Source organism: Actinomadura sp. NPDC048394, from assembly GCF_040651755.1.
Taxonomy (GTDB): Bacteria; Actinomycetota; Actinomycetes; order Streptosporangiales; family Streptosporangiaceae; genus Spirillospora; species Spirillospora montaniterrae.
Genome location: NZ_JBEZJL010000088.1, coordinates 12,064 through 37,717 on the forward strand (window position 1 = coordinate 12,064; position 25,654 = coordinate 37,717).

The window sequence follows — 25,654 nt, forward strand, 5'->3', positions numbered from 1 at the left end:
GTCAGGCCGCGGACTCGAAGAGTCGGGCGGGGTTGCCGCGCAGCAGGCCGTCGACGACCTCCGGGGCTACGCCGAGCGCGGCGAGCCGCCGCGCGAACAGCAGCGGCACGTACTGGAAGCCGTTGCCCCCGTAGGTGGTGAGCATGCTCTTGAGGAACACGTCGTGGCTGAGCAGCAGCCGCCCGCCGTGCCCGCGCGCGATCAGCCCGGCGACGGCGCGGGCCGTCTCGTCCGGGGAGGGCGACTGCCCCTCCCCCGGGTACAGGAACGGCATGCCGATCATGTCGAACTCGAGCCACACCCCCCGGTCGGCGACCGACAGCTGGTAGCCGAGGTCGCCGCCGGACGGGTCCATGTGGCACAGCACCACCGCGCCCGGCGGCACGCCGTACTCGTCCAGGACGATGTCGAGCACCTCGTGGGCGCGGCGCTGCCAGCCCGGCAGGTGGACGTACAGCGGGACGCCGGTCTCGCGCTGCGCGCGGGCGGCGGCGCGCAGCGCGACGTGCTCGGCCGGGGTGAAGTCGGGCGACACCCCGATCTCCCCGATCACGCCGGGCCGGACGCCGGTGCCGTCCACGCCGTTCGCGAACTCGGCGACCAGCTCGGCCGCCATCCGCTCCTCGCCCGCCGTGGCCAGGTGCGCCGGGTGGTACTGCTCCAGGTACCAGCCCGAGCCCATGACGATCCGCAGGCCGCTGCGCTCGGCGAACGAGCGCAGCGCCACCGGGTCGCGGCCGAGGCCGCCGGGCGTGACGTCCACGACCGTGCCGCCGCCCGTCGCGGCGAACGCGCGCAGGTCCGACAGCATCGCCGCGTCGTCGTCGAGCGTGCAGTGGTCCAGGCAGTCGTACGGACGTTCGCGGAGCAGCCATGCCAGGCCGGGCGTCGTCCGGGCGTCGCGCAGGAAGGCGAGCGCCGGATCGGTGGCCGGCTTCACCGCCTTGCGGACGTCGTTGCGCAGGTGCTCGTGGGTCAGGGTGAGCCCGAGCCCGTCGCTCGCGACGGGCCCGGACACCGTCATCACGGGCACGGCGCCCGGCCGGGTCTCCGGGACGGTCATGTCCGTCCCAGCAGCTTGGCGCCCAGCTCGGAGAGCGTGCGGCCGCGCAGGTTCAGCCAGATCGCGGCGAGCAGCACCAGCCCGGTGACGATCGGGGTGAGGAAGGGGCTCACGCCGAGCAGCGTCAGCCCGTTGGCGATCACGCCGGTGATCACGGCGCCGATGATGCTGCCGATCATGGTGCCGCGGCCGCCGAACAGGTCGGTGCCGCCGAGCACCACCGCGGCGATCACGGTCAGCTCGAAGCCCTGCCCGGAGTTGGCCGAGCCGGAGCCGAGCCGCGCCGCGGTGAGCAGCCCGGCGACGCCCGCCGCGAGGCCCGCCAGCATCAGCGTGACCATCTTGATCCGGGCGGTGTTGACGCCCGCGCGGCGCACCGACTCCTCCTGCGAGCCGATCCCGTTGACGTAGTTGCCGAACCGGGTCCTGGCCAGCAGGATCCCGCCGACCACCACGGTGGCCAGCGCGATCCACGCCAGCGCGGAGAAGCCGAGGAACTTCGCCTCGCCGATCTTGGCGACGTACAGCCGCCGGTCGATCGGCACCGAGAACCCCTTGGTCCACAGCTGCGCGAGCCCGCGGATCACCGACATCGTCGCCAGCGTGACGATGAACGGCGGGATCTTCTGGTAGGCGGCGAGCCAGCCGTTGACCGCGCCCCAGAACAGCCCGGCCGCCAGGGCCGCGACGATCACGATCGAGGAGTCCCAGCCGGCCTTCAGCATCTCCGCCGTGCCGACCGCGACGAACGCGACCGTGGAGCCCACCGACAGGTCGATCTGCCCGGTGGTGATCACGAAGGTCATCGCGACCGCGACGATCAGCGTGATCGCCACCTGGGTGGCGAGGTTCGACATGTTGTCGAAGCTCAGGAAGTTGTCCGCGCCGATGCCGAAGCCGACGAACAGCGCGACGGTGACGCCGAGCATCGCCAGCGTCGCCTTGTTGGCGCGCTCCCAGCGGCTCGGGGTCTTCGCCAGGACGGTCGGGGCGGGCGGGGCCTGCACGCTCATCAGGCCACCTCCTCGGTGTGCTCGCTGCCGGAACGGGTGATCATGGCGACGAGCCGCTCGATGTCCAGCGCGGACACCGGCTCGTCCTCGACGCTGCGGCCCTCGTACATGACGGTGATGCGGTCGCAGACCTCGAACAGGTCCTGCAGCCGGTGGGTGATCAGGATGACCCCGACGCCCTGCGCCGCCACGTCCTTGATCATGGCGAGCACCTGGCGGACCTCGGCGACCGCCAGCGCGGCGGTCGGCTCGTCCAGGATCAGCACCCGCGGCTTGAACGACACGGCGCGGGCGATCGCCACGGCCTGCCGCTGCCCGCCGGACAGGTGCCCGATCTCCTGGTAGGTCGACTTGACCCGGACGTGCAGGTCCGACAGCGTCTCGGCGGCCTTCTCGTGCATGGCGCGCCGGTCGATGAACGGGCCCTTGCGCGGTTCGCGGCCGAGGAACAGGTTGCTCGCGACGTCGAGGGTGTCGCACAGCGCGAGGTCCTGGTAGACGATGCCGATCCGCTCGCGGCGCGCGTCCGCGGGGCTGGCGAACCGCACCTCCCGGCCGTCGATCGTGATCTGGCCCGCGTCGTGCTGGACGGCCCCGGCCAGCACCTTCATCAGCGTGGACTTCCCGGCGCCGTTGTCGCCGACGAGGCCGAGCACCTCGCCGGGCGCGAGGGTCAGGTCGACGCCGCGCAGCGACTGCACCGCGCCGAACGACTTGGTGATGCCCTTCAGCGTGACCAGCGGTTGATCGCCCATGATCACTTCTCCAGGTAGTACAGGTAGTCCCCGACGTTGGCGGGGGTGACGATCTGGGTCGGGACGGGGACGTCCTTCGGCGCCGAGCGCTTGCACGCCAGGTCGATCGCGGCGTTCATCGCGTCGTAGCCGAACTGGAAGGTGTTCTGCTGGACGACGCCCTTGATCCAGCCGGCCTTCAGCCCGTCCACCGCCTGGCTGGACAGGTCCCAGCCGACGACCTGGAGGTCCTTGGTGCGCTGCTGGCTGACCACTGCGGCGGCCAGGCCGATGAGCGCGGGCTCGCCGGTGGCGTAGGCGTAGGGCAGGTCCGGGTTGCCGGTCAGCAGGTTCTCCGCGGCGGTCTGCGCGTTCTCCTGGATGTTGCGGCCGTCCACGACGTTCTTGATCTTCATGCCGTGCGCGGTGACCTCGTCGGAGAAGCCCTTCTGCCGCTCGTTCTGGATCGTGCTGTTGAGCGCGCCGACCACGCCGATGTCGCCCTTGCCGCCGGAGATCTTCAGCAGCGCGTCGGCGAGCTGCTTGCCGCCCTCGGCGTTGGCGGTGCCGACCTGCGTGGACACCGCCGGGTCGTCGACGGTGGCGTCCACCGCGACGACCGGGATGCCGGCGTCCTTGGCGCGCCGGATCGCCGGCTTGATGCCCTCGGTGTCCACCGCGTCCACGATGATCGCGTCGTAGTGGCCGGCGACCATGTCGTCGATGGCGTTGGCCTGCGTGGTGGAGTCGTCGTTGCCGTTGACGACCTGCACCTGCGCGCCGGCCTTGCCCGCGACGGTCTTGGCGCCCGTGTTGATCTGGTTGAAGAACAGCGCCTGGAGGTTGATCGGGACGAGCCCGATCTTCGGGGCGCGGCCCTGCACCTTGCAGGCCTGCGCGATCCGCTGGGGCGGCGGCGGGCCCTGCTCGGTCGCCTTCTTCTCCGCCGCGATCTCCTTGCGGGCCTGGACGTCGCAGGCGGTCGTCGCCGTCAGCAGCAGGCCGAGCGCGACCGCGGCCGTCACCGTGCGTCGCATCATGTCTCCTCTCCATGGCGCCGCGCGAGCGCGGGGGACGCGTCCGGACCGGTTCCGGGACGAACCGTGTCCGTGGGGGCCGTATGTGCTTGAGCTGTGGTCGCCTCGGCGGGGTGCGCTCCGGCGGAGTCGATATAGGCGAGGACGGTCGCGCGATGCGGCAGCCCTGCGCGCGCGCCGGGCCGGGTGCACGACAGGCCCGCGGCGACCGCCGCGACCCGCGCCGCCTCCAGCGGACCGGAGCCCCGGTCCAGTTCCGCGCAGTAGGTGCCGGCGAAGCAGTCCCCGGCGCCGGTGGCGTCCACGGCGGTCACCTCGATCGCCGCGCCGGCGTGCCGGGCGCCGTCCGGCGTGAACAGCGTCCAGCCCCGGGAACCGTCCGTGACCACCAGGTTTACCCGATGTTCGGTGGCGGTCGCGGCGAGCGCGTCGTCGCCGCCGAGGAACGCGGCGGCCTGCGCGCGGCCGACGATCGCGTGGTCGGCGGCGGCGAGCGCGGCACGGGCCGCCGCGGGCCCGTCGCACCCGTCGAGGTCGACGACGACCCCGGGCGGGCCCTCGCCGAGCACGCCGGCCGCCGCGGGGAAGCGGTAGCCGTCGAGGTAGAGCCAGTCCGCGCCCGCCGCGCGCGCCTGCGCGGCGACGGCGGCGACGTGCTCGGTGGTGACCAGGTCGTCCTGGCTGATGATGGAACGTTCCCCGTCGGGGGTGAGCAGGACCACGGCGGTCGTGAGGACCCCGGTCCGCGACGTCCACCCGGTGCCGACGCCGTCGGCGGCGAGCGCGTCGAGGAACGCGGTGCTCGCCGGGTCCGGCCCGACGACGCCGGCGAACCGGACGTCGGCGCCCATCCGCGCGGCCGCCACCGCCGCGTTCGCCCCCATCCCGCCCTCGCCGCGGCGCACCGCGGTGGCCTGGACGCGGGCGGCCGGCCCCGGCAGGACCGGGACGGCGACCGTGAGGTCGACGTTGGCGTAGCCGCAGAACACGATCATGGGAGGACCACGCCCGCCTTCGCCGCGGCGGCGGTCAGCTCCCGCACCTTCGCGGCGTCGACCCGGCCCCACCAGCGGCCGTTGTCCTTCACCGAGGACGCGACGATCACCCCGTCGCAGGCCGGCAGCAGCTCCCCGACGTTGCCGGCGCTGATCCCCGAGCCGATCACGACCGGCAGCGTGGTGTTCGCCGCGATGCCCTCGACCTCGTCCAGCGCGGCGGCGTCGCCGGTCCGCGAGCCGGTGGCGATCAGCACGTCGGCGCCGAAGAACTCGGCGTCCTCGGTCTGCTCGGCGAGGGTCCGGTCCGCGACGATCGCGTGCGCGCCGTGCTTGACGTGCACGTCCGCGAAGATCTTGACGGGGTTCGCGCCGATCCGGCTGCGGTAGCGGGTGGCGTGCGCGGCCTGGCCCTCGATGATCCCCTCGTTGGCGACGTAGGCGTTGGCCCACTGGTTGACGCGGACGAACCCGGCGCCGCCCGACCAGGCGGAGGCGATCGAGCACTCGGCGGCGTTCGACAGGACGCTGACGCCGACCCGCCCGGCGGTCGCGTGCCGGACCCGGTCGGTGACGACGGCCATGGCGGCGGCGGTCTCGTAGCCGTGCTCGCCCGGCTTGAGGAACGGGATGTCCCAGTGGTTCTCGACGATCACGCCGTGGGCGCCGCCGTCCAGGTAGGCCCGCGCCTCCTCGATCGCGAACGCGCAGATCTCGTCGAGCGGCACGCCCTCGTAGTGCGGGCTGCCCGGCAGCGGCGGCAGGTGCACGGCGCCGATGACGACCTTGGGGGTGCCGAACAGCTCCTCGACGGCGTTCGGCTTCGGCGGGAACACGCCCAGTGCCCGCTCGCTCCCCGTCGTCCTCACCATGTCGCCTCCTGTGTAATCGATTGCAGTCGTGTTGTCCTGCACCGTAGATACGGATCCCGCAGGCCGTCAAGGGGGTATGATCGGGTCGTCTGTTGTCGATCTGCCCAGCATCCGGGCTTCCGCCAAGCTGGAGAGGTAAACGATTGCAGCGGGTCACGATCGCCCAGGTCGCCGAGCGCGCCGGGGTCTCCACCGCCACGGTGTCGCGCGTGCTGTCCGGCCGCGGGCCCGTGTCGGCGGCCGTCCAGCGCAAGGTCCGGAAGGCCGCCGACGACCTCGGATACCAGGTCAACTCCATCGCCCGGGCGCTGCGCAACAGCCGCACCGACACCGTCGGCATGGTCGTGCCGAGCATCTCCAACCCGTTCTTCACCTCGCTGGTGGAGAGCGTCGAGCACGCCCTCGGCCGCGAGGGCAAGGAGCTGCTGCTCTGCGACGCCCGGTCCGACCCGGAGGTCGAGGCGCGGCGGCTGGCCACCCTCGTCGCCCGCAACGTCGACGGCATCATCGTCAGCCCGAGCCACGGCACGCTCAGCGGCGCCGCCGTCCAGGAGACCGCCGGGCGGCTCCCCCTGGTCCAGCTCGACCGGTTCGTCGGCGGCACCAGCACCGACTGGGTCGGCGTCGACGACGTCGCCGCGATGCGCCAGGTCATGGACCACCTGCACGCGGGCGGGGCGCGGTCGGCGGCGTTCGCCGGCTCCCTGCTGACCAACTCCTCCACCGAGCAGCGCTTCGCCGGGTTCCGCCGCCGGTCCGAGGACCTCGGCATCGCCGTGGACCCCGACCAGATCCTGCTCGGCGACTACAGCGTGGAATGGGGCGAGACGGCCGCGGCGCGGCTGATCGCCGCCGGCGACCTGCCGGACGCCATCGTGTGCGCCGACGACCTGATCGCGCTCGGCGTGACCCGGGCGTGCCGGGCGCACGGCGTGGACGTCCCGGGCCGGGTCCAGGTCACCGGATACGACAACATCGAGTTCTCGCGGCTCAGCGAGCCCGCGCTCACCACCGTCGACCAGCCCCGAGACCGGATCGCGACCGAGGCCGTGCGGCTGCTGGCCGCGGCCGCCGGCGAGGCCGACGGGGACCGCGGGCCGTCGGCGCACATCGCGCTCGTCCCGACCCTGGTCGTCAGGGAGAGCACGCGGGCGAAGGCCTGAGACGTCCGGCCGCCCGGCCGGGCCCGGAGAGGGAGGTCAGGAGATGGGCGACGCGCTCGAGCTCGCGCGCCGGCTGGTGCGGATCGACACCCGGGGCGGCGGCGAGCGGCGGGCCGCCGACGTCGTCGCGGACGTGCTGGACCGGGCGGGATTCGCCGTGCGGGTGGACGAGCCCGCCGAGGGACGGGCGAACGTCGTGGCGCACCACGGCCCCAAGGCGGCGCGCGTCCCGATCACGTTCACCGGGCACCTCGACACCGTGCCCGCCGACCCGTCCGGCTGGTCCTTCGACCCGCTGTCCGGCGACGTCCGCGACGGGCGCCTGCTCGGCCGCGGCAGCAGCGACATGAAGGCGGGCGTCGCCTGCCAGGTCGAGGCGGCCGTCCGCGCCGCCCGCGACGGGCTGCCCGCGCCCCAGCTGGTGTTCACCTTCGGCGAGGAGACCGGCTGCGACGGCGCGGCCGTCCTCGATCCGGCCGCCCTCGCCGCCACGGACCTGCTGATCGTCGCCGAGCCGACGGGGAACCGGACGGTCCTCGGCCACAAGGGCACGCTCTGGCTGAAGGCCACGGCGCGCGGCGTGTCCGCGCACGGATCGCGGCCCGAGCTCGGCCGCAACGCCCTCGCGGCGCTGGCCGCCGCGGCGGTCCGCGTGCACGGGCACGCGGGCTGGCCGGTGAGCCCGACGCACGGGCCCGCGACGGTCAACGTGGGCACCTTCCACTCCGGCGTGCAGCCGAACCTGGTGCCCGACCGCGCCGAGATGCGGCTGGACGTCCGCACCGTCCCCGGCTTCGGCGCGGACGAGGCGGTCGCGGTGATCTCCGGGCTGTGCGGCGAGGAGGTCGAGCTGGAGCGGCTCGTGGACCTGCCCGGCGTCGCCACCGACCCGGCGTCACCGGGCATGCCCGAGGTGCTGGAGCTGCTCGCCCCCGGCTCGTCCGGGGTCGCGCCGGAGTACGCGACGTACTTCACCGACGCGTCCGTCCTCGTGGGCCTGCTCGGCGGGCCGGACGTGGTGATCTACGGACCGGGCGACCCCGAGCAGGCGCACGTGACCGACGAGACGTGCTCGGTCGCGCGCATCGACGCCGCGGCGGAGGCGCTGTACCGGCTGCTGTCCGCTCGCCCGCGGCACGCCGAGGGCTGACCTCGCGGCACCGTCCCGCACGCACGGCACGCTCCCGCACACGGCACCGTCCCGCACGGCACCGTCCCGCACACACGGGAACGCCCCGGCGATCGTTCGAATCGCCGGGGCGTTCCCGTTCCATGCGTTCCGGCGGTCACGCCGGGGAAGCCGCTGGGGCTCGTGTGGTGCGGCTCACGGAGCCGTCGCTGAGAGGTGGCCCGTGAGTCCCCTCACGGACGTCAGCCCAGAGGCTGCGGCTCGCCCTTGGTGCCCGCGCCGGAGCCCCAGGACAGGACCTGCCACTTGACGCCCTGGAGGTGTCCCTCGCCGGTGCCGGCGTCGTACTTGCTGTCGGGCTTGCCGCCGTCCAGCAGGTAGCGGAAGGTGTAGGTGTCGAGGTCGAGCATGACGCCGTCGTGCGAGGGGGCGCCGGGCCCGCGGTCGCCGATGAAGCCGGTGACGCTGCGGCCGTTGTAGGTGACCTTGACCTTGGTGTTCATCGGCCAGCTCGGGCTGGCGAACAGGCCCTTCTGCATCGGCTTGCCGCTCGCCGGGGCGCCGGTGTCACCGTTGATGCCGGAGCCGTCGTCCCAGAAGTAGGACGCGGTGGTCGTGCCGCTGAGGATCGCCTTCGGGCCCTTGTCGGCCTTCTTCTTGGCGTCCTTGGAGGTGGAGGCCTTGGCGTCCGACTTCTTCGCGTCCGACTCCTTGGACGCGGACTTCGAGCTGGACTCGGCCAGGGTCTTGGACGAGGTGTTCTTCTCGGGGGCCTTCTGCTTCAGCGCGGCCATGTCCTGCTGCTGCGCCAGGAGCTTGTCGGGCTTGGGAGCGGAGTCGTCGTGGCTGGCGGCCGCCACGCCGCCCACCAGCATCCCGGCAAGAGCCGCGCCGGTGACACCGGTCAACACGCGATTGATCGTCCGCTGCTGCATGAAAATCCTTAGTTCGGCGTACAGGGCAGCCGTTCCGGCGCCGGAGCACAGGGAGGATCCGGGCATGCGGAACGGGTTCCGAGACTCGGGACTCGGGAATGCCGCCGCGGTAAGGAACCCGCAGGGACGGCCCGCGGACATGACGGACCGCGCTCGCGTCCGTCCGCGCACGGCCCCTTGCGGGCATGCGTGCGACGCGGGCTTCGATGAAGCGGGAGAGAGTGCCGACCGGGGGCTCACTGGCCCCGCGCGGTCACGGCCGGTGCATGGTACGGCCGTGGTTCGGCTGAGGGTTCCCGCCTGGCGGGCGGGAGGCGGCGGCTATGCGATTGGCCAGGTCAACGGTGCTTTGACCTCGACCTGGCGTTGACTATATCCGGCATTACCGCTCTTGAGTCAAATGGGCGATTTCTTTACCTTTGGCCAGGTAGATCGTTTTTTCGGCCGATCGCCGGGATCGCCTTTCCCGCAGGGGATCCGGACGGGGCGGGCGCACTGGCGCCCGGATGGAAAGATCTTAAAGAACGATCTTTATGCGGCCAGAAAACGATCTTTTATGCCGCCCGGAGCGCCGATCAAGGACGCCCGGGAAGCGGAGATCAACAAAGGCGCGGCGAGGCGTCGAAGTGAGCCGGCGCACAAGAAAACCCGGCCGGGCGAACCGGCCGGGTGGATGCCAGAGACGGCCCGGAGCAGGCCGTGGACCACGACACGGCCCGGCGGCGGCCATGACGGCGGCGCCGGGCCGCGGACCACGCACGGCGGTCCGGAGTCAGATGAAGGGGACCCGGATCAGTGCGTCGGGTAGACCGACGGCACCAGCGGGGTCGGCCCGGTCCCGCCGGCGAACACCGGGTTGACCGCGGGTGCCTCGGCGAAGGGGGCCTGCGCGTAGGCGGGCTCCGGGAACGGCGCCGCCGCCACGATCGGCTGGTACGGCGCGGGAGCCGCCTGGGGGGCGCCCGGCGGGGGCACGGGCGGCGGGACGTGGGAGCCGTCGGCCCGGCGCGGTTCCGGCGCCGGAGCGGCCGTCCGGTCCGCGCGGCGCTCGGCCAGGACGGCCATCAGCGCGCGGGCGGTGTCGGCGTCCATCCGGAGCAGGACGCTGGGCGTCCCTCCCTGGTCGACGAACGGGGAGACCGAGGGCGCGGAGGGGAGCTGGGGCAGTGCCGCCCGCATCTCCTCGCGGAGATCCTGGGCCAGCCGCAGCGCCTGTCGGTCACTGTCGCTCAAGTGTGCGGTCATCGCGATCTCCGGCGAGTTCACGTGCGGGGGTCCGGGGCAATCCTGCTAGGAATGGCGTGCAGGTGCAAGGGCTGATGCACGTGCATTTTACGAAATATCGCCCCGTAACCCCCGCCCTCGCCGCTCGTTGGCGATCAGTCCATCCCGCGCCTGCCGGGCGTCCAGTACGGCTTGACCTGCACGGATCTGCGCGGCCAGCCCCGTTCCCGGACGAGATGGGCGCGCACGGCCTGTACGGTGCGCGCTTCCCCGGCTACGTAGGCGAACCCCGGCTCGTCGGGAAGATCGAGCCGGCGCACCGCGTCGACGAGGACCTCCGACGACGCCGCCGAGGCATCGCCCCGCCGGCACCACACCAACTCCTCGCGCCTCGGCAGCGGCAGCCCGTCCTCCGGCTCGGCGACCTCCACCGCGCCGTACACGGGCTCGTCGGGCCCGGCCGCCCGCAGCATCGCGCCGAACGTGACCGAGGCCGTCTCCTCGCCCGCGAACAGGTGGTAGGGGGCCGGGCGCAGCACGAACGAGCCCTCGGGCTTGTTGAAGACGACCTCGTCCCCCGGCCGGACGGACCGCGCCCAGCGCGCCCCCGGCCCGGCTCCCTCGTGGTCCATGACGCACAGCTCCAGCACCCCGGAGGCCGCGTCGTAGTCCCACACGGAGTAGGTGCGCAGCGCGTCGCGCACCTTGCCGCTGACCCACGTCCGCGCGGACGTGATGTCCGCCATGTGCACGCGGACGTGCTGGCCGGGCGTCCAGTCCAGGCCGGGGACGCCGCCGATGCCGATCCACCGCATGCGGCCGGGCGCGGGCCGGACGTCCTCGACCCGTCCCCGGACGAACATCCGGTCCAGCAGCCTGCCGCGGACTCCGCGCGCGGCCGGGCTCTGCGCCACGGTCATCACCACCTCTCCGGTCATCGCGTCATATCTCGTGTTTGCGGAGTCACGATATATCTCATTGGCGGCCAGGGCCAGCCCCGTCCGGCCGGTCCCGCCGGGAGAGCCCTGGGGCGATCAGCACTGCCACCACGCAGGCGATCAGCGCCACCACCCGGAACCCGGCCGACATCGCGTCGGTGAAAGCCGAGACCACCTGGGCATGCGCCCCCGCGCCGGCGCCCGCCGCGTCCGCCGCGGCGATCGCCTCGCCCGCCGAGTGCGCGTGCCCGGCCAGCGCCCGCGGCAGGGCACTCGTGAAGTGGCCGGTGAGCACCGTCCCGAGCACCGCGACGCCGAGCGCGCTGCCGATCTCGCGGGCGGCGCTGTTCAGCCCGGACCCGAGCCCGGCGCGCCCCGGCGGCAGCGCGGACATGACGCCGACCGACAGCGGCGGCACGCACAGTCCCATGCCGGTCGACATGACCAGCAGGCCCACCGCGTAGAGCGGGTAGGGCGTGGACGCGTCCGCGAAGGAGAGCAGCCCGAGCCCGCAGGCGATGACGAGCAGCCCCGCGGTGATGACCGTCCGGTTCCCGAACCGCCGGGCCAGCCCGACGCTGCGCCGGGACACCACGATCATCCCGACCACGATCGGCGCGACCGCCACGCCGGTGAGCAGCGGCGAGTACCCCTTGGCGTACTGCAGGTACTGGGCGTTGACGAAGAACAGCGCGAACAGGCAGAAGAAGCCCGCCCCGATGCCCAGCACGCCGCTGCGCAGCGACGCGCGGGCGAAAAGGCGCGGGTCGAGCAGCGGATGCGCGGCGCGCATCGCGTGGACGGCGAACGCCGCCAGCAGGACGGCGGCGCCCGCGAACCCGCCGAGCACCGGCGCGGACGACCAGCCCCGCTCGGATCCCTCGATGATCCCGAAGAGCAGCGCGAACAGGGCACCGGTGAGCAGCGCGGCGCCCGGCGCGTCCAGGTCGGCGTGGTGCCGCTCGCCCGCGGGCGCCGCCCAGGTCACCAGCGCGGCCAGCGCGCCGGCGGCGAGAGCCCCGGCCAGGAACAGGCACTGCCAGGGCAGCCACTGCAGCACCGCTCCCCCGGCGACGTTGCCGACGGCGCCCGCGATGCCGGTCGCGGCCGTCCAGACCGCGATCGCCTGCGGGCGCCGCGCCGGCTCGGTGACCTGCATCAGCAGCGACAGCGTCGCGGGCATGATCAGCGCGGCCCCGACCCCGGTGACCAGCCGGCCCGCCAGCAGCACGGCGACGGCGGGGGCCGCCGCCGACAGCAGGCAACCGGCGGCGAAGACGCCGAGGCCGGCCAGCAGGGCGCCCTTGCGCCCGAACCGGTCGCCCGCGGCGCCCGCCGGGATCAGCAGGCAGCCGAACACCAGGACATAGGAGTCGACGATCCACAGCAGGCCGGTGGCGGACGGATGCAGGCCGCTCGCCGACAGCTTGGGGATCGAGAGGTTGATGGCCGCGACCATCGCCACGACCAGGACCACGCACGCCGACATCAGCGGCGGCACGGCGCGCCGGGCGGCGCGTCCCCGGTCCGGCGGCGCGGCGGCACGGACGGCATCGATCGTCATGAGGGGTTCCTCGAGTTGCTCGCGGGCGCGCCTCGGGCACGCCGGAAGGGGCTGAACAGGCAGGTGGGGGGCGGGGGATCCGGCCGCGCGCGCCGCCTCCGCGATCTCCAACGTAGGCTGGCGGTGACTTGCTTTCAAATGCATCTTTTGCACGTGAGGAATGCGTCTGATGCAATCCAGACTGGATCTCAACCTGCTCGTCGCGCTCGACGTCCTGCTCGACGAGGGCAGCGTCACCGGCGCGGCGGAACGCCTGCACCTGTCGAGCCCCGCGATGAGCCGGACCCTCGCCCGGATCCGCAAAGCCCTCGGCGATCCCGTCCTCGTGCGCTCGGGCCGCGGCATGGTGCCCACCCCGCGCGCGCTTGCGATGCGCGCCGAAGTCCACGACCTCGTCCAGCGCGCCTACACGCTGTTCTCCGCGGACGACGCCTTCTCCCCCGGGACGCTGGAAGGCACCTTCACGCTGCAGGCGGAGGAGGGCACGATCGCCGTCCTGTCCGGCCCGCTCCTGGAACGGATCGCACGTGACGCCCCCGGCGTCACCCTGCGCTTCCTCGGCGAAGGGCCGCGCGACACCCATCTCCTGCGGCGCGCCTCCATCGATCTGGAGATCGGCATCATCACCGAGACGACCGGCACCCGGATCGAGCCGCTCCTGGAGGACCGGTTCTCCTCCGTCGTCCGCCCCGGGCACCCGCTCGCCGGCCGGGAGGTGACGCTGGACGAGTGGTGCGCGACCATGCAGCTCACCAACACGCGGCGCGGCCGCGTCGCCGGTCCCATCGACGAACTCCTCGCCGGCATGGGACGCTCCCGGCGCCTCGCCGGAACCGTCCCGACGGTCAACGCCGCGCTGATCGTCGTCCGGGGCACCGACCTGATGGGGTTCGCGGCGGAACGGCTGCATCGGCCCCTGGTGGAACGGCTGGGCCTGGTGTGGGTGCCGATCCCCCTGCCCATGCCGCCCCTGCGGCTGTCAATGGCCTGGCACGCGCGCTACGACGCCGACCCCGCGCACGCGTGGCTGCGCCGCTGCGTCCGCGAGACGATCGCGGACGTGGCCGGCGAGGTCGCCCGAGGCTAGGGCGTCGGTGGGCGTCGGTGGGCGTCATTGAGCGTCGGTGGGCGTCGGTAGTGTCGGCATCCCGAACCATCCCCGCCGCACCGGGCCCCCGGTGCCGCCGGGGCCCGGCGAGAAGGCGGACACGATGGCGGACACTCTCAGCGTCCAGGCCCTCAACAGGGCCACGCTGGCTCGGCAGCTGCTGCTCGCACGGGAGCGCGTCCCGGTCGCCGAAGCCGTCGGGCGGCTGTTCGGGATGCAGGCGCAGGAGCCCAAGCCGCCGTTCGTCGGGCTGTGGTCGCGGCTGGAGGGCTTCCAGCCGTCCGACCTGCACGCGGCCCTGCACGACCGGACGCTCGTCCGCGCGACCATGATGCGCGCGACCCTGCACCTGATGACGGCGCCCGACTACCTCGCGTTCCGGACGTCGATGCAGCCGATGCTGGACGCGGCGATGCGCGTCCTCGGCGACCGCGCCAAGGGCCTCGACCTGGACGAGGTCGTCCCCGCCGCCCGCTCGCTCCTCGACGAGCGGCCCCGCACGTTCAACGAGGTGCGCGCCCTCCTGCAGGAGCGTTTTCCGGACGTCAACGACCGCGCGCTCGGATACGCCGTGCGCATGTGCGTGCCGCTGGTCATGGTCCCGACTGCGGACCGGTGGGGCTTTCCCCGTGCCGCGGAGTTCGCATCGGCCGAGGGCTGGCTCGGCGCCGCGCCGTCCGCCGACGCCGCCGACGACGACCTCGTCCTGCGGTACCTGGAGGCGTTCGGCCCCGCGTCCGCCGCCGACGCGCAGACCTGGTCCGGGCTGCGCTCGGCGGGCGAGGCCCTGGAACGGCTGCGCCCTCGCCTGGCCGTCTTCGCCGACGACAAGGGCCGGGAGCTGTTCGACCTTCCCGGCGCGCCCCGTCCGGACGAGGACGTCCCGGCCCCGGCGCGGTTCCTGCCGGAGTTCGACAGCCTGGTCCTCGCGCACGCGGACCGGCGGCGGATCATCGCCGACGCGCACCGGCCGTCGCTGACCACGAAGAACCTCCGGGTCCGCGCCGTTTTCCTCTGGGACGGATTCGCCCGCGGCGTCTGGGAGACCGAGTACAAGCGCAAGGTCGCCACCCTGCGGCTGCGGCCCTTCGAGCCCCTCCCGCGGGCCGCCCTCGACGAGCTCACCGCCGAGGGCGAGGCCCTGCTGCGCTTCGCCGAACCCGACGCCAAGGACACCGTCGTCACCGTCGCCGAGGACTGACGCCCCGGCGGAGGTCAGGCGGTGGTCAGGCGGAGGTCAGGCGATCGTCCGGCCGAGGCCCTCCCAGTACGGCGCCCGCAGGTCCTTCTTGAGGATCTTGCCGCTGGGGTTGCGCGGCAGCGCGTCCACGAAGTCGACCGAGCGGGGGCGCTTGAAGCCGGCCAGCCGCTCGCGGGCGTAGCCGATCACCTCGTCCTCGGTGAGCACGGCGCCGGGCGCGGGGACGACGACGGCCTTCACGGTCTCGCCCCACCGCTCGTCGGGCACGCCGATGACCGCGACGTCGGCGATGCCGGGATGCGCCGCGAGGACCTCCTCGACCTCGATCGGGTACACGTTCTCCGCACCCGTGACGATCATGTCCTTGATCCGGTCGGTGAGGAACAGGTAGCCCTCGGCGTCGACGTAGCCGGCGTCGCCGGTGCGCAGCCATCCGTCGCCGGCCAGCAGCCGGGCCGTCTCCTCGGGCCGGTTCCAGTAGCCGGGCGTGTTCTGCGACGACCGGATCAGCACCTCGCCGACCTCGCCCGGCGCGCGCTCCGCGTCCCCGCCCGGCTCGACGATCTTGACCTCGACCCAGGCGTAGGGCCGTCCGGCCGAGCGCATCAGGTGTGCGCGCGGGCCGTCCGGGTCGTGGTCCTCCGGCTCCAGCTGGACGATCGCGCCGGTCGTCTCGGTCATCCCGTACAGCTGGAACAGCGGGGCCTTGAACGTCTCCAGCGAGCGCCGCAGCACCTCGCTCGTGATCGGCGACGCCCCGTAGGTGATCGCGCGCAGCGCCGAATAGTCCCGTTCCGCCGCGCCCGGCACCTGGCACATGAACTGCAGGACCGCCGGGACGATGAACGCGTTGGTGATCCGCTCGCGCTCGAACGTGTCGACCAGCGCGGCCGGGTCGATGTCGCGGACCAGGACCTGCCGGCAGCCGGCGTACAGCCCGGCCAGCGCCCAGCCCGTCCCGCCGATGTGGAACAGCGGCATCGGCACCAGGCTCACCGACGACCCGTCCAGCCGCCAGCGCCGCGCCATCCGCTCGCCGACCTCGAAGTTGGCGTTGCTGAGCTGCACGCCCTTCGGCACGCCGGTCGTGCCGGAGGTGTAGAGCTGCACGACGACGTCGCCGGGCTCGCCGACGAACCCGGGGTCGTCCGCGGGCCGCCCCGCCAGCCACGCCTCGAAGTCCTCGCCGGTCACCACGGTCCGGCCGGGGAGCGCCGCGGCGAGCCCGGCGAACTCGGCGTCCACCACGGTCACCGGCGCCTGCGCGTCCGCGACGATCGCGGTGATCTCGGCGGGCGTCAGCCGCCAGTTCACCGGCGCCGCCACCGCCCCGATCTTCGCGGCGCCGAACAGCAGGTCGAAGAACTCGGGCGCGTTCTTGCCCACGTAGGCGACCCGCGACCCGGCGCCGAGTCCGGCGGCCAGGAGCGCGCGGGCGGCCCGGCTGGAGCGCTCGTCCAGCTCGGCGTAGCTGATCGTCCGGCCGTCGCCCGTGATCGCGGGGGCGTCGCCCCGGTCCCGGGCGTGGTCGCGGACGATGGACACGACGCGGTAGTCCAACTCCCGGCCCCTTCCGAATCAGATTCGGTTCTGTGCGCCCGACCCTACCGAGCGGATCCGCGAACCGGGAAGCGCCCACTCGCCTCACGTGCGAACATGACGCTATGCCCGTACACGGTGTCTAATAGTGATCAATCCGAGACCTGTACTGATTGAAAGATCCATCAAATCAGCGCAAGCTGTCCCCTGATGCCTGGAATGCCCCGCCCGTTCCTTCCGACCCACCGCCGACAGGACGCGACCATGTTCGAGATCTGGGAGACGAGTGAGCCGGCACGGCTCATCAGCGACGCGGGCAGCCTGAAGGTCGCGCTGGAGAAGGTCGACACCATGTGCCGCCTCCGCCACGACCAGGCCGTGGCGCACGTCGGCGACATCGCCGAGGGCTACCACTTCGAGATCAGGGACCACGACGGCAAGGCGCTCGCACGGCTCAGCTACGTGCCCGACACCACCCGCGCCTACCAGAGCGTGGTGGTCGAGGAGATGCGCGGCGAGGACCTCAGCAGGTAGCCCCCCGCGCCGGCACGGTACAAACGCGGTGCAGGCATGGTGCAGGCACGGTGCAGGCACGGTGCACCGGCGGTGAAATCTCCGTTTCGCACGGATGTCCGCGCCCGGGCACCCGGCCATGCGTGGCAGTATGCCTCGTGGTCAGGTGACGGAGCCTCGGACGACGGGAGTAGCGGTGCGGAAGGCGTGGTGGCGGCCACGGCAGGCTGAATCCTCATCCTCTTCCGATGCGGGCCCCTGCGGCCCCGGGCCGTCGCTCCCGGACGAGGCCGAGGAGCTGATGACCGAGACCGTCCGCGCGCTGGCCCGCGGCGACGACGCGGCGTTCCGGCTCCTCGTGGCCGAACTGGCGGACCGCCCGGACGTCCCCGGCTGGACGCTCGTCACCGGACGATGCCTCGCCGCCCGGCTGCGGCGCGGCGTCACCCTCGCGTGGGAACGCGGCTGGCAGCCCGCCGACGTTGTCCGGTACGCCGCCCGCCGCCGCGGTTCCCGGCACGGCCGCCTCGCCGCCGACGCGATCGCCGCCGAGATGCGCGCCTACTCCGCCGCGACCGTGGCCGCGCAATGGCGCGAGCAGCTCGCCCTCGTCGGCGCCGAGGTCTGGTGGGAGGACGACGACGAGCACCCGGACGCCTGGTGTGCGCGCGAGGGGACCGACCGGTCCGAGTTCATCGCCTGCGGCGCCGAACTCGTCCACCTGCTGGAGGGCCTGCCGAAACTGGCGAGCATCGGCCCGCCCCCGGGAACGCCGCTGCGCGAGACGCCCGTCCGCGACGGGTTCGAGGGCGTCGACCAGCGGATGCTCGGCAAGGTCCGCGCCCTGCTCGCGAAGGCGGAGTCGACCGAGTTCCCGGAGGAGGCCGAGGCGCTCAGCGCGCGCGCCCAGGAACTCATAGCGCGGCACAGCATCGACCACGCGCTGCTGGCCGCCGAGACCGGCGACCTGGGCGGCCCCGCGGGCCGCCGCGTCGCGGTGGACAACCCCTACGACGCGCCGAAAGCAGTGCTGCTCACCGTGGTGGCGGACGCCAACCGGTGCCGTGCCGTCTGGCACAGGGAACTGGGGTTCTCCACGGTCCTCGGGTTCCCCGCCGACCTCGCGGCGGTGGAGATGCTCTTCACGTCGCTGCTCGTCCAGGCGACGGCGGCGATGGTGCACGCCGGGCCTCGCCGCGACGCGCGCGGGCGGTCACGGACGCGGTCGTTCCGCCACGCCTTCCTCAACGCCTACGCGGCGCGCATCGGGGAGCGCCTGCGGGACGCGGCCGGTGAGGCGGCGAACCGGGCGGCCGCGGACGCCGGCGGGAAGGATCTGCTTCCCGTCCTGGCCGCGCGCGAGATGGTCGTGGAGAAGGCCGTCGATGCGATGTTCCCCAACCTGGCCAAGGGCCGGGCGGGGTCGGTGTCCAACTACGAGGGCTGGGTCGCCGGCCGCGCGGCGGCCGATCTCGCCAGCCTGAACGGGCGCTCCGAGGTCTCCGGGGCGGCCCGCCGGTCCTAGCGCGCGGGGTCCCCCCGGGGGGCGAGGGGGACGTCCGGCCATGGTTCCTGCTTCCTTCTGTGCGTTCTCGGCTGTGGGTCTGCGTCGGGAGCGGGGTCAGTCCTTCTTGCGCCGGGTGTTGCCGCCGCGGCCGCGCAGCGGGACGCCGGCCTCCTTCAGGACGTTGTAGATGAACCCGTAGGACCGGCCCGTCTCGGCGGCCAGGTCGCGGATGCTCTCGCCGCCCGCGTAGCGGGGTGCGAGCTCCGCGGCGAGCTGCGTGCGTTCGGCACCGGTGACGCGGGTGCCCCTCGACAGCGTTCGGGTCACGGGGACCTCCTGTTCCCAGAGCTGGGCCGCGGGACCGTCCCCGCAGCTCACAGCAGTGTTGATCTACCCAACGTACACATTCCCCCTGAATCCGCCCCTGATGCGGCGCCAATCCGCACGAAATCGGCCGAAGCTGGTCTTTTCCGTGGTCAACGGCGTGTCGGAACTAGACAGACGGCCCCTGGACGGCCTTCGGCTGGGCGTTCCGCAGGATCAGCGGCGTGAGCGGGCCTCGGACCGGAACCGCCTGCGCTCCCGGACCCGCCGCCGCGCCCCGCAGCGAGGCGACCTTCACGCCCTGGACGGCCTCGCCGGGAACGGCCGTCTGCTGCGACGCGGCCTCCCGCGCCGACAGGTCGGAACGGCGCAGCGGATGCCGGGGCGGCTCGAACGGGAACAGCGACGTCTCGGTCAGCCCGTCCACGACGAGCAGCTCACCGGGCTCCAGCAGCCGCCATCCCGGCCGGTCGTCCATCGGCTCGCTCGCGATCACCACGGCGGGCACCGCGGCGTCCCCGGGCCCGCTCGTGCCGCCCTTGCCGGGCGACAGCACCCACAGCTCGTTGCTCTCCGGGTAGCGCAGCGCCCACAGCCGCCCGGCCTCGGCGATCAGCAGGTTGACCGCGAACACCGGCAGCTCGGCCCCGATCCGCCGCACCGCCTCGATGATCCCCTCGGTCGTGTCGCCGCGCCGCCGGATCTCCGCGGTCACGAAGGCGAACACCAGCTCCGAGTCGGTCTCGCCCGCGACGTGCGCGCGCTCGACGTCGGTCAGCCACGTCCGGAGCGTGTCGAGGCCCTTCACCACCCCGTTGTGCGCGAACAGGCGGTCGTTCATGACGAACGGGTGGCAGTTGTGCACGGTGAGGCCGCCGACCGAGGCGTCGCGCACGTGGGAGACGAACGTGTGCGACGGGACGTTGCGGGCGTGCAGGTCGAAGTCGGCGTTCTCGAAGGCGGCCAGCGGCGCCCGGTCGCGGACGGGCTCACCGCCGAGGGAGAACCAGCCGAGACCCGCGCCGTGCGGCATCCGGTGGCTCTGCGCCCGCAGGCTGGACGGCGCGTCCAGCAGCCAATGAGCCGCCCTCACGCGGGGCCCGCCCGTGCTCATCCCGAACAGTCGGCACATGCCGTTCGCCTTTCGATATCGAGAGTGATCCCGCGCCCCGGGTCCCCGGCCGGCGACGCGAAAGGAAGATCATAACTGCGAGTGATGGTGATTTTACCCAACGTTGCATCGGGCGTCCGGCGATTCCCGCCAGTCGGTCGAGGATCCGCTCCATCGCGGCGGCCCTCGCGGCAGGGGCCTGCGAGGCGCACCCGGCCGCGGCAACCCCACCGGATCACGATTCGGCGGTCGACGATGGCCGCCGAGAACCGATTTTACGCCGCGCTGTCCATGCGTTGACCTGGTTATCCACAGAACGCAGTTCTGCTTCCGTCTGTTCCGCCACGGCCGCAGGCTGGTCGGCGTCGGCCCCCTCCAGCGAGGAGAAACCATGATCGCCTTCCCCGTCCCGGCCACCACGACCACCCGGTTCGCCGTGGCGGCCGAACACGTCCCGCACGACCTCACCGGCGTGCTCCGCGACGCGGCCGGCCCCTACGCCGCGCACATCGCCGGCCGCCTCGGATCACCCCACCTGGAGGTCGTCCGCGAGGACCTCACCACCCTCCGCTGGGACCCGCGCGGCATCAGAGCGCCCCGCGCCGAGGACCGCCGCCGCGAACGCGCGTTCCAGGACGCCCCCGAGTTCGCCGTCGTCACCGCCTGCGCCCCGATCACCGACCAGCCCCGCGCCGTCCAGGTCGCCCGCGCCGCCGCCTTCCACCTGTCCGCCGCTCTCGGCGGCGTCCCCGCCGACCTCGTCACCGGCCACGTCCTGACCCCGCCCGCCGAGGAACGGACCCGCTTCGTCCTGGCCGATCAGTGGCTCGGCGACGTCCTGCCGCCCTTCCGCGCCAACGGCCGCTGCACCGCCCCCGACCCCGACCGCGATCCGGAAGGCGTGAACGGCTGCTCCTGCGTCCGCCTGCGCACCCGCGGCCTGCGCCGCTTCGGCCTGCCCGAACTGCAGATCACCGACGTCGCCTGCCCGCACGACCTGGCCGCCCTGAACGTCCTGCGCACCGCCGCCCGCCGCCTCCTGACCGACCACTGGTCCTGGCTGTCCACCGGCCCCGCCGGCCGCACCCGCGAGATCGACGCCGACCTCCCACTCGCCGAGGCCGACTTCAACGCCTTCTGGGGCGGCCGCCGCACCCACCTCGCTCCCCCGTCCCCGTTCCAGGTCCGCCTGACCTTCCTCACCCCTCGCCTCCTCGCCGTGGCCCCGCCCGACGACATCCCCGGCACCGTCAACGACTGGCTCTACGGAGAAGCGCTCCCTCTCGGCATGTACGACGTCCTCCACTCCCCCGCCCCAACCCCCCAAGCCGCCTAACCCCCACACCGCCTCCACCGATAACAGCAACCCCAAACCCGACCCCGGCAGCACCACCCACCACTCCAACCCCGCCCTCGCCCCCGCAAGCTCGCAACCCAGCCAACCCCTGTTCCGCCACCAAGACGAAACGCGCAAAGCTGCCCTGTCCCACCGTCTACCTGCCCTGTCCCACCTTCCAGACCCCCAACCACGCAAGCCACCTCCAACGGGGCCCCACAGAGAAACCCACCCACCGCACCGCACCCACACACGACACGAGGCACCTTCAACACCACGCGACGCACAACCGAGCCACGCCCTAGTACGACCCCGCGGGACGCTAACGGCACACGGCAACTGGCGCCCTCCCACCGCATACGGCGCACCCAATGGAGGAGACGACGCCCGGACGAACCACGCCCCTAATACGCACGCGGCAGAGCACCCACAGCGTCGGACGCGCCCGGCCCCACCCCACTAGGACACCCACGGCAAACGCCCACAATGCAACGAACGCCCGGCTGCGACACAAGCTCGGGGACGGGACCGGCCGGGCCCACCCCACACCCACAGCGAAAACACGCGCGGACACCCGCGCACGGCCTGAGACACCACCGATGCCCACCCACAACGCGGGGCACTTCCGATACGGCCCTACGCGCCAACCCACGGCCCGCAGGGTGCTCACGGCGTACGGCACGTCCGCCGCACACCCCAGTAAGTCATCCTGGCGGGCGCCCACAGCAAAGGGCGCCAGCACAGACAGCAAGAGAGGCCTCCCGCGCCTGCCCGCGTCACAGAGCACGTCCCGCGCCCACCCATGGCCTAATACGCAAGCAACCGAGTACTCATGGCACCTGACGCGCCCGCCCCCGCCCTGCAGGGCACACAGCAGGTGCCTACAACGCAAGGCGTCCCCGGGCATAAGGCATATCCGTTGGCACCCACCGCAAAGCACGCACGGCGCCTTCCACAGCGCGACACCCTCAGCGCCTTCCCGCAGCGCGACACCTTCAGCGCCTTCCACAGCCCGACACCTTCAGCGCCCGCCCACGGCACGGACCACGTTCGTCCACACCCACGCCCCAACCCGCGCCGCACATGGCGCTCACGAGATACGGCACCCAACCCCCTCGGGATTCTTTCGGCGCAGGTGTGCCGATGCACGCCACTGGGGCGCATCCTGCGGACGCATGGCGCAAGGCATGCCGGGCGCCATCTCCGACACACGCACCAATAGGGCACATCTGCCCGACCGGCCCGACGCCCGCACCGCCTGCCGCGACCCCGCCACCGTCTGCCGCGCCCCGCACCACGCTCGACAGCGCGGCGACCACACGCCGCGCCTCCCGCAAGTCCAGCCCGGGCGCCCGCGCAGGGCATATCCAGCACAGGGCATGCCCCGGCGCAGGGAGTGTCCCGGCGCAGGGAGTGTCCAGAGCAGGGCATGGCCGGCGCAGGGCGCCTGCGGCGGATAACCCGTCTGGCGCTCGCTCGCCGGCGCGAGCCGCCTTTGGTGCTCGCTCACGGCGCTGGGGCGCGAGGCTCTTTTGGTGCCCGCCCCCGGCGCAGGGGGCCCGCGCGTTCATGGCGTGAGTGCACGTGGTGGGTGCTCGCGGCGTTTGGTGGATTCGGCGCTTGCTTACGAGGTTGGACGTCCGGCATGCACGCTCGAGGTTGTGGGTTTGCGAAGCGCCAGTCGGATGCGACGCCATGTGTTGTGTTCGCGGCGCATGCCTGCAGGATGCTATGTCCCCAGCAGGATGCTGGTCGACTGGGGTTTGGCTGCAGGTGGTTGGAGGTGAATCGCTGGTCAGGTGGATGCTTCCCGGCGCGCCATCGGGGTTGCAGCGGACGCCAGGGCGGAACGTCGATGTTGTTCGGTTTTGTTTGTTTCGGTGACCTTTGCAACTTTAGGCGGGTGTACCCAAATTCCTGAGTGTTGAGGTGAACGTCTTGGGGTGAGGTCGGGGAACCTTACTTTCCGGTTCGCATGCGTGAACCTTCGCGTTGGTCAAGTGTGGCCGCGCTCGGGACGCCCCGGACGATTATGGATGTGCAGCACATTTCGCTGGTGTGGTGACCGGACGATCGGTGAGTCGAGTGCGAGCAATGGTCAACGCTCCGTAGCCGAATTGACTACGATCGGCATTCTGACGGTGACCAACGCGATCCCCCGGGGCGAAGATGACCCGTTTCCTGGCAGATCCCAGGATGACAGACATATTCGGCGAAATCGTCCGCTGCACCTGCGGACTGCTCGGCTGCACGGCGGCGGCGGGCGTGATCTCCTTCAGCGCGGCGCCCGCTGATGCCGCGTCCGGGCCGCAGCCGGAGCCGCGAAGATCGGCGCCGGTCCACTGCCGGAACGTCCTCGACCGCGACTGGTACACCGCGCAGCTGTGCAGGGAGGCGTGGCTGGCGATGTTCGACGGCTCGCGGAGGAGGACGGCGGGCCCCGGAGACGCCGCCCGCAGGCGGGGCCCGTTCGAGAAGGGCCCGAGGAGCGGACGCCGGCGACCCGCGCCGCCGAAGCCTTTCGACCACCCGAGTCCCCGCCCCGCGTTGCAGGCACCGGACGGCGTTCCCCAAGCTCCCGTGCCGACGCCGGTTCCGACGGGGACCGCCGGGGGTGAGGACACCAGCCAGGCCCCGGTGCGCCTGCGTGAGCAGGCCGACGACGAGCCGCAGATCCGTCCGGTGCAACCGGTCCTTCTGCTCGGTCTCCTCCTTCCGGCGGCCGCGGCGATCTGCTATCCGTTCCGGCACCGGATCCTCGCTGCGGCGACCGCGGGGATGCCGGTGCTCAGCGCATCCACCGGCGGCCCCGACTCGCGGCCCGTCCCGTTCACCTACCGTCCGTCTCTCGACCCGTTCGCCGTGCCCGCGCTGGCGCTCGCGGGAAGCGGGGCAGCGGACAGCGCGCGGGTGCTCGCCCTCTCCGCGCTCGATGAGCACGGTGACAGTTCCCTGGTCGTGCTCCCACGGCCCGATGCGGGCCGCCTCTTCGGACTGGCCGAGGACGAACTGCTCGACGAGAACGCCGCGGGGCTGTTCATCCCGGGCAACCTCGACGCCGCCCTGGCCTACCTGGAGACGGAGCTCGCGATCCGGCAGAACGCCGGGACGCCCGCGGCCCGGCGCCTTCTGTTGGTCGCCGACTGCGCGGAGGAGGCCGGCCGGATCAGCGCGCTCCTCGACCGCCACCCGGGCGGTCTGTCCGCGGTCCTCCTCGGGCCGTGGCCGGGTGCCCAGGCCGTCGTGGACGACGACGGCCTGGTCGACGCTCCCGCCACACTGGCGGCCCATCTCCCCCAGCGCCTCCCGGCGATGTCCCGGACCGAGGCCCGCGACCGGCTCCACGCCGCCATCGCCCGCCAGGCCAAGGACCGGAGGCGCCCACCCGGGCGGCGTTACAACTCGCGGCGGGCGTGAACACGTTCGCCGCCGCCGGTTAACAGACGCAGCGGTTTCTCGGCGCCATCGCGGGTCGTGGGCGCCCTTCACAGGGTCTCTCGCTCGTATCTGGCGCTCTCGGCCCTCGTTCCCACCAGGTTGCGGATCGCGCGGCCGAGGAGGGCGGGGTCCGGAGGCTGGTCTGCGTCACGGTCGAGATAGGCGGTGCAGCGCAGCATCCAGCCGCGCACGACGTCCTCGATGTCGGTCTCGGCCCGTCTCGCCTTCGCCAGTGCCCTCCGGAGTTTCTCCTCGCGGACCTCCTGTGCGAGTTCCTCGTCCGCGGCCAGGGCGTGGATGTCGGCGAGCGCGTAGCGCCCGAACCGGTCGGTCGCCAGGGCGCGCTCACCGGCGATGCGATCGAAGGTCTTGCGCGGCCAGCCGAGGATCGTCACCGCCCCGCCGGCGTCGACGCTGTCGAACAGCGGCCCCTTCCGAGCGGAGACGACGTCACGGACCGCGGTGGGGTCGAGGGCGTCGAGATCGCGCAGGAGGTAGAGCGGGTGTCCGCGGAAGGTACTGACGACCTCGAGGTCCTCCTGGGCCACCAGCACCTCGACGTCGCGGCGCTCGACGTCGAGACCCGTGCGCACGGCGAGCCGGGCCGCCGCGCGGATCGCGCCGACCGGAGGTTCCTCTCCGAACCGTGCGACCACCTGGTCGCGCCGGTCCGCGCACTCGTCGGCGAGCCGGGCCGACCAGCGTTCGCCGTCGAGGTCGGGTTCGGGGAGCAGGCCGTGCTCCCGGCCGAGGCGCAGTTGCCACCGGGTCAGTCCGAGCCGGGCGGCGAGCTGGTTCGGTCCGAGGTCTGCGTTCGTGGTCTGTACGGGCATGGTCGCGCCTTTCCGTGTACCGGGGTGTGACGCGGAACAGCCTCGTGCATGGCGGCGCACCGCAATAGTGGAACGCC

Annotated in this window: 22 protein-coding genes; 8 read left to right on the top strand and 14 right to left on the bottom strand. The window is 72.7% G+C overall.

What is annotated here, in order from left to right; translation table 11 throughout:
* Position 1: 1 nt before the first annotated feature.
* From AB0C78_RS42460 to AB0C78_RS42485, 6 genes are read right to left on the bottom strand one after another with little or no spacing between them, the layout of a single operon-like run.
* A complete protein-coding gene (locus AB0C78_RS42460) occupies positions 2–1,063 on the bottom strand; it encodes a phosphotriesterase-related protein (protein WP_360759584.1) in 1,062 nt (353 codons plus the stop codon).
* Complete coding sequence (locus AB0C78_RS42465; RefSeq protein ID WP_360759587.1) at positions 1,060–2,076, bottom strand: ABC transporter permease; 1,017 nt, start codon at positions 2,074–2,076, stop codon at positions 1,060–1,062. The genes AB0C78_RS42460 and AB0C78_RS42465 overlap by 4 nt, the downstream gene beginning before the upstream one ends.
* Positions 2,076–2,831 (bottom strand): ATP-binding cassette domain-containing protein, encoded by a 756-nt coding sequence (locus AB0C78_RS42470; RefSeq protein ID WP_151538828.1) that lies wholly within the window; start codon positions 2,829–2,831, stop codon positions 2,076–2,078. Before AB0C78_RS42470 ends, AB0C78_RS42465 begins: the two co-directional genes overlap by 1 nt.
* Before the next feature lie 2 nt (positions 2,832–2,833).
* On the bottom strand, positions 2,834–3,850 hold the full coding sequence (locus AB0C78_RS42475) for a substrate-binding domain-containing protein (RefSeq protein ID WP_206700031.1): 1,017 nt from the start codon (positions 3,848–3,850) through the stop codon (positions 2,834–2,836).
* Positions 3,847–4,842 (bottom strand): carbohydrate kinase family protein, encoded by a 996-nt coding sequence (locus tag AB0C78_RS42480; RefSeq protein ID WP_360759591.1) that lies wholly within the window; start codon positions 4,840–4,842, stop codon positions 3,847–3,849. The genes AB0C78_RS42475 and AB0C78_RS42480 overlap by 4 nt, the downstream gene beginning before the upstream one ends.
* Entirely contained in the window at positions 4,839–5,714 is an 876-nt protein-coding gene (locus AB0C78_RS42485; RefSeq protein WP_360759594.1) for a BtpA/SgcQ family protein, read from the bottom strand. Before AB0C78_RS42485 ends, AB0C78_RS42480 begins: the two co-directional genes overlap by 4 nt.
* Positions 5,715–5,857: 143 nt before the next feature.
* On the opposite strand from AB0C78_RS42485, the gene AB0C78_RS42490 reads away from it, so the two are divergent.
* Together AB0C78_RS42490 and AB0C78_RS42495 are read left to right on the top strand one after the other, a co-directional pair.
* Positions 5,858–6,877 (top strand): LacI family DNA-binding transcriptional regulator, encoded by a 1,020-nt coding sequence (locus AB0C78_RS42490; protein WP_360759597.1) that lies wholly within the window; start codon positions 5,858–5,860, stop codon positions 6,875–6,877.
* 43 nt (positions 6,878–6,920) lie between these two features.
* Positions 6,921–8,027, top strand: coding sequence for a M20 family metallopeptidase (locus AB0C78_RS42495; protein WP_360759601.1), 1,107 nt, complete (start codon positions 6,921–6,923; stop codon positions 8,025–8,027).
* A 221-nt stretch (positions 8,028–8,248) separates the two neighbouring features.
* Here the strand turns inward: AB0C78_RS42495 and AB0C78_RS42500 are convergent, their stop codons facing one another.
* From AB0C78_RS42500 to AB0C78_RS42515, 4 genes are all read right to left on the bottom strand, one after another.
* On the bottom strand, positions 8,249–8,917 hold the full coding sequence (locus AB0C78_RS42500) for a hypothetical protein (protein WP_360759603.1): 669 nt from the start codon (positions 8,915–8,917) through the stop codon (positions 8,249–8,251).
* A gap of 816 nt (positions 8,918–9,733) precedes the next feature.
* Positions 9,734–10,186, bottom strand: a complete 453-nt coding sequence (locus tag AB0C78_RS42505) for a hypothetical protein (RefSeq protein WP_360759606.1) — start codon at positions 10,184–10,186, stop codon at positions 9,734–9,736.
* A 134-nt stretch (positions 10,187–10,320) separates the two neighbouring features.
* Positions 10,321–11,103 carry a siderophore-interacting protein gene (locus AB0C78_RS42510; RefSeq protein WP_360759609.1) on the bottom strand — a complete coding sequence of 261 codons (783 nt, stop codon included), beginning with the start codon at positions 11,101–11,103 and terminating at the stop codon, positions 10,321–10,323.
* Positions 11,104–11,140: 37 nt separating this feature from the next.
* The gene (locus AB0C78_RS42515) at positions 11,141–12,667 is read right to left on the bottom strand and encodes an MFS transporter (protein ID WP_360759612.1); all 1,527 of its coding nucleotides are present in this window, start codon (positions 12,665–12,667) and stop codon (positions 11,141–11,143) included.
* A 169-nt stretch (positions 12,668–12,836) separates the two neighbouring features.
* Here AB0C78_RS42515 and AB0C78_RS42520 point away from each other — a divergent pair, with 169 nt between their 5' ends.
* Both AB0C78_RS42520 and AB0C78_RS42525 read left to right on the top strand, forming a co-directional pair.
* Entirely contained in the window at positions 12,837–13,754 is a 918-nt protein-coding gene (locus AB0C78_RS42520; protein ID WP_360759615.1) for a LysR family transcriptional regulator, read from the top strand.
* Positions 13,755–13,791: 37 nt separating this feature from the next.
* Positions 13,792–14,976, top strand: a complete 1,185-nt coding sequence (locus tag AB0C78_RS42525; protein ID WP_360759618.1) for a winged helix DNA-binding domain-containing protein — start codon at positions 13,792–13,794, stop codon at positions 14,974–14,976.
* 36 nt (positions 14,977–15,012) lie between these two features.
* Here AB0C78_RS42525 and AB0C78_RS42530 read toward each other — a convergent pair whose 3' ends face one another.
* A complete protein-coding gene (locus tag AB0C78_RS42530; RefSeq protein WP_360759620.1) occupies positions 15,013–16,536 on the bottom strand; it encodes a long-chain-fatty-acid--CoA ligase in 1,524 nt (507 codons plus the stop codon).
* Between the two features lie 243 nt (positions 16,537–16,779).
* Here AB0C78_RS42530 and AB0C78_RS42535 point away from each other — a divergent pair, with 243 nt between their 5' ends.
* Both AB0C78_RS42535 and AB0C78_RS42540 read left to right on the top strand, forming a co-directional pair.
* On the top strand, positions 16,780–17,049 hold the full coding sequence (locus tag AB0C78_RS42535; RefSeq protein WP_151538809.1) for a hypothetical protein: 270 nt from the start codon (positions 16,780–16,782) through the stop codon (positions 17,047–17,049).
* Between the two features lie 280 nt (positions 17,050–17,329).
* Positions 17,330–18,553 (top strand): DUF2786 domain-containing protein, encoded by a 1,224-nt coding sequence (locus AB0C78_RS42540; protein ID WP_360759624.1) that lies wholly within the window; start codon positions 17,330–17,332, stop codon positions 18,551–18,553.
* A 96-nt stretch (positions 18,554–18,649) separates the two neighbouring features.
* Here AB0C78_RS42540 and AB0C78_RS42545 read toward each other — a convergent pair whose 3' ends face one another.
* The gene (locus tag AB0C78_RS42545; RefSeq protein WP_151538805.1) at positions 18,650–18,862 is read right to left on the bottom strand and encodes a helix-turn-helix domain-containing protein; all 213 of its coding nucleotides are present in this window, start codon (positions 18,860–18,862) and stop codon (positions 18,650–18,652) included.
* Between the two features lie 166 nt (positions 18,863–19,028).
* Positions 19,029–19,991, bottom strand: a complete 963-nt coding sequence (locus tag AB0C78_RS42550; RefSeq protein WP_360759628.1) for a class II glutamine amidotransferase — start codon at positions 19,989–19,991, stop codon at positions 19,029–19,031.
* 370 nt (positions 19,992–20,361) lie between these two features.
* Between AB0C78_RS42550 and AB0C78_RS42555 the strand changes: the two genes are divergently transcribed.
* On the top strand, positions 20,362–21,306 hold the full coding sequence (locus AB0C78_RS42555; RefSeq protein WP_360759631.1) for a hypothetical protein: 945 nt from the start codon (positions 20,362–20,364) through the stop codon (positions 21,304–21,306).
* A gap of 2,196 nt (positions 21,307–23,502) precedes the next feature.
* Entirely contained in the window at positions 23,503–24,723 is a 1,221-nt protein-coding gene (locus AB0C78_RS42560; protein WP_360759633.1) for a hypothetical protein, read from the top strand.
* A gap of 68 nt (positions 24,724–24,791) precedes the next feature.
* Here the strand turns inward: AB0C78_RS42560 and AB0C78_RS42565 are convergent, their stop codons facing one another.
* Positions 24,792–25,577 (bottom strand): hypothetical protein, encoded by a 786-nt coding sequence (locus tag AB0C78_RS42565; protein ID WP_360759636.1) that lies wholly within the window; start codon positions 25,575–25,577, stop codon positions 24,792–24,794.
* Between the last annotated feature and the right edge of the window lie 77 nt (positions 25,578–25,654).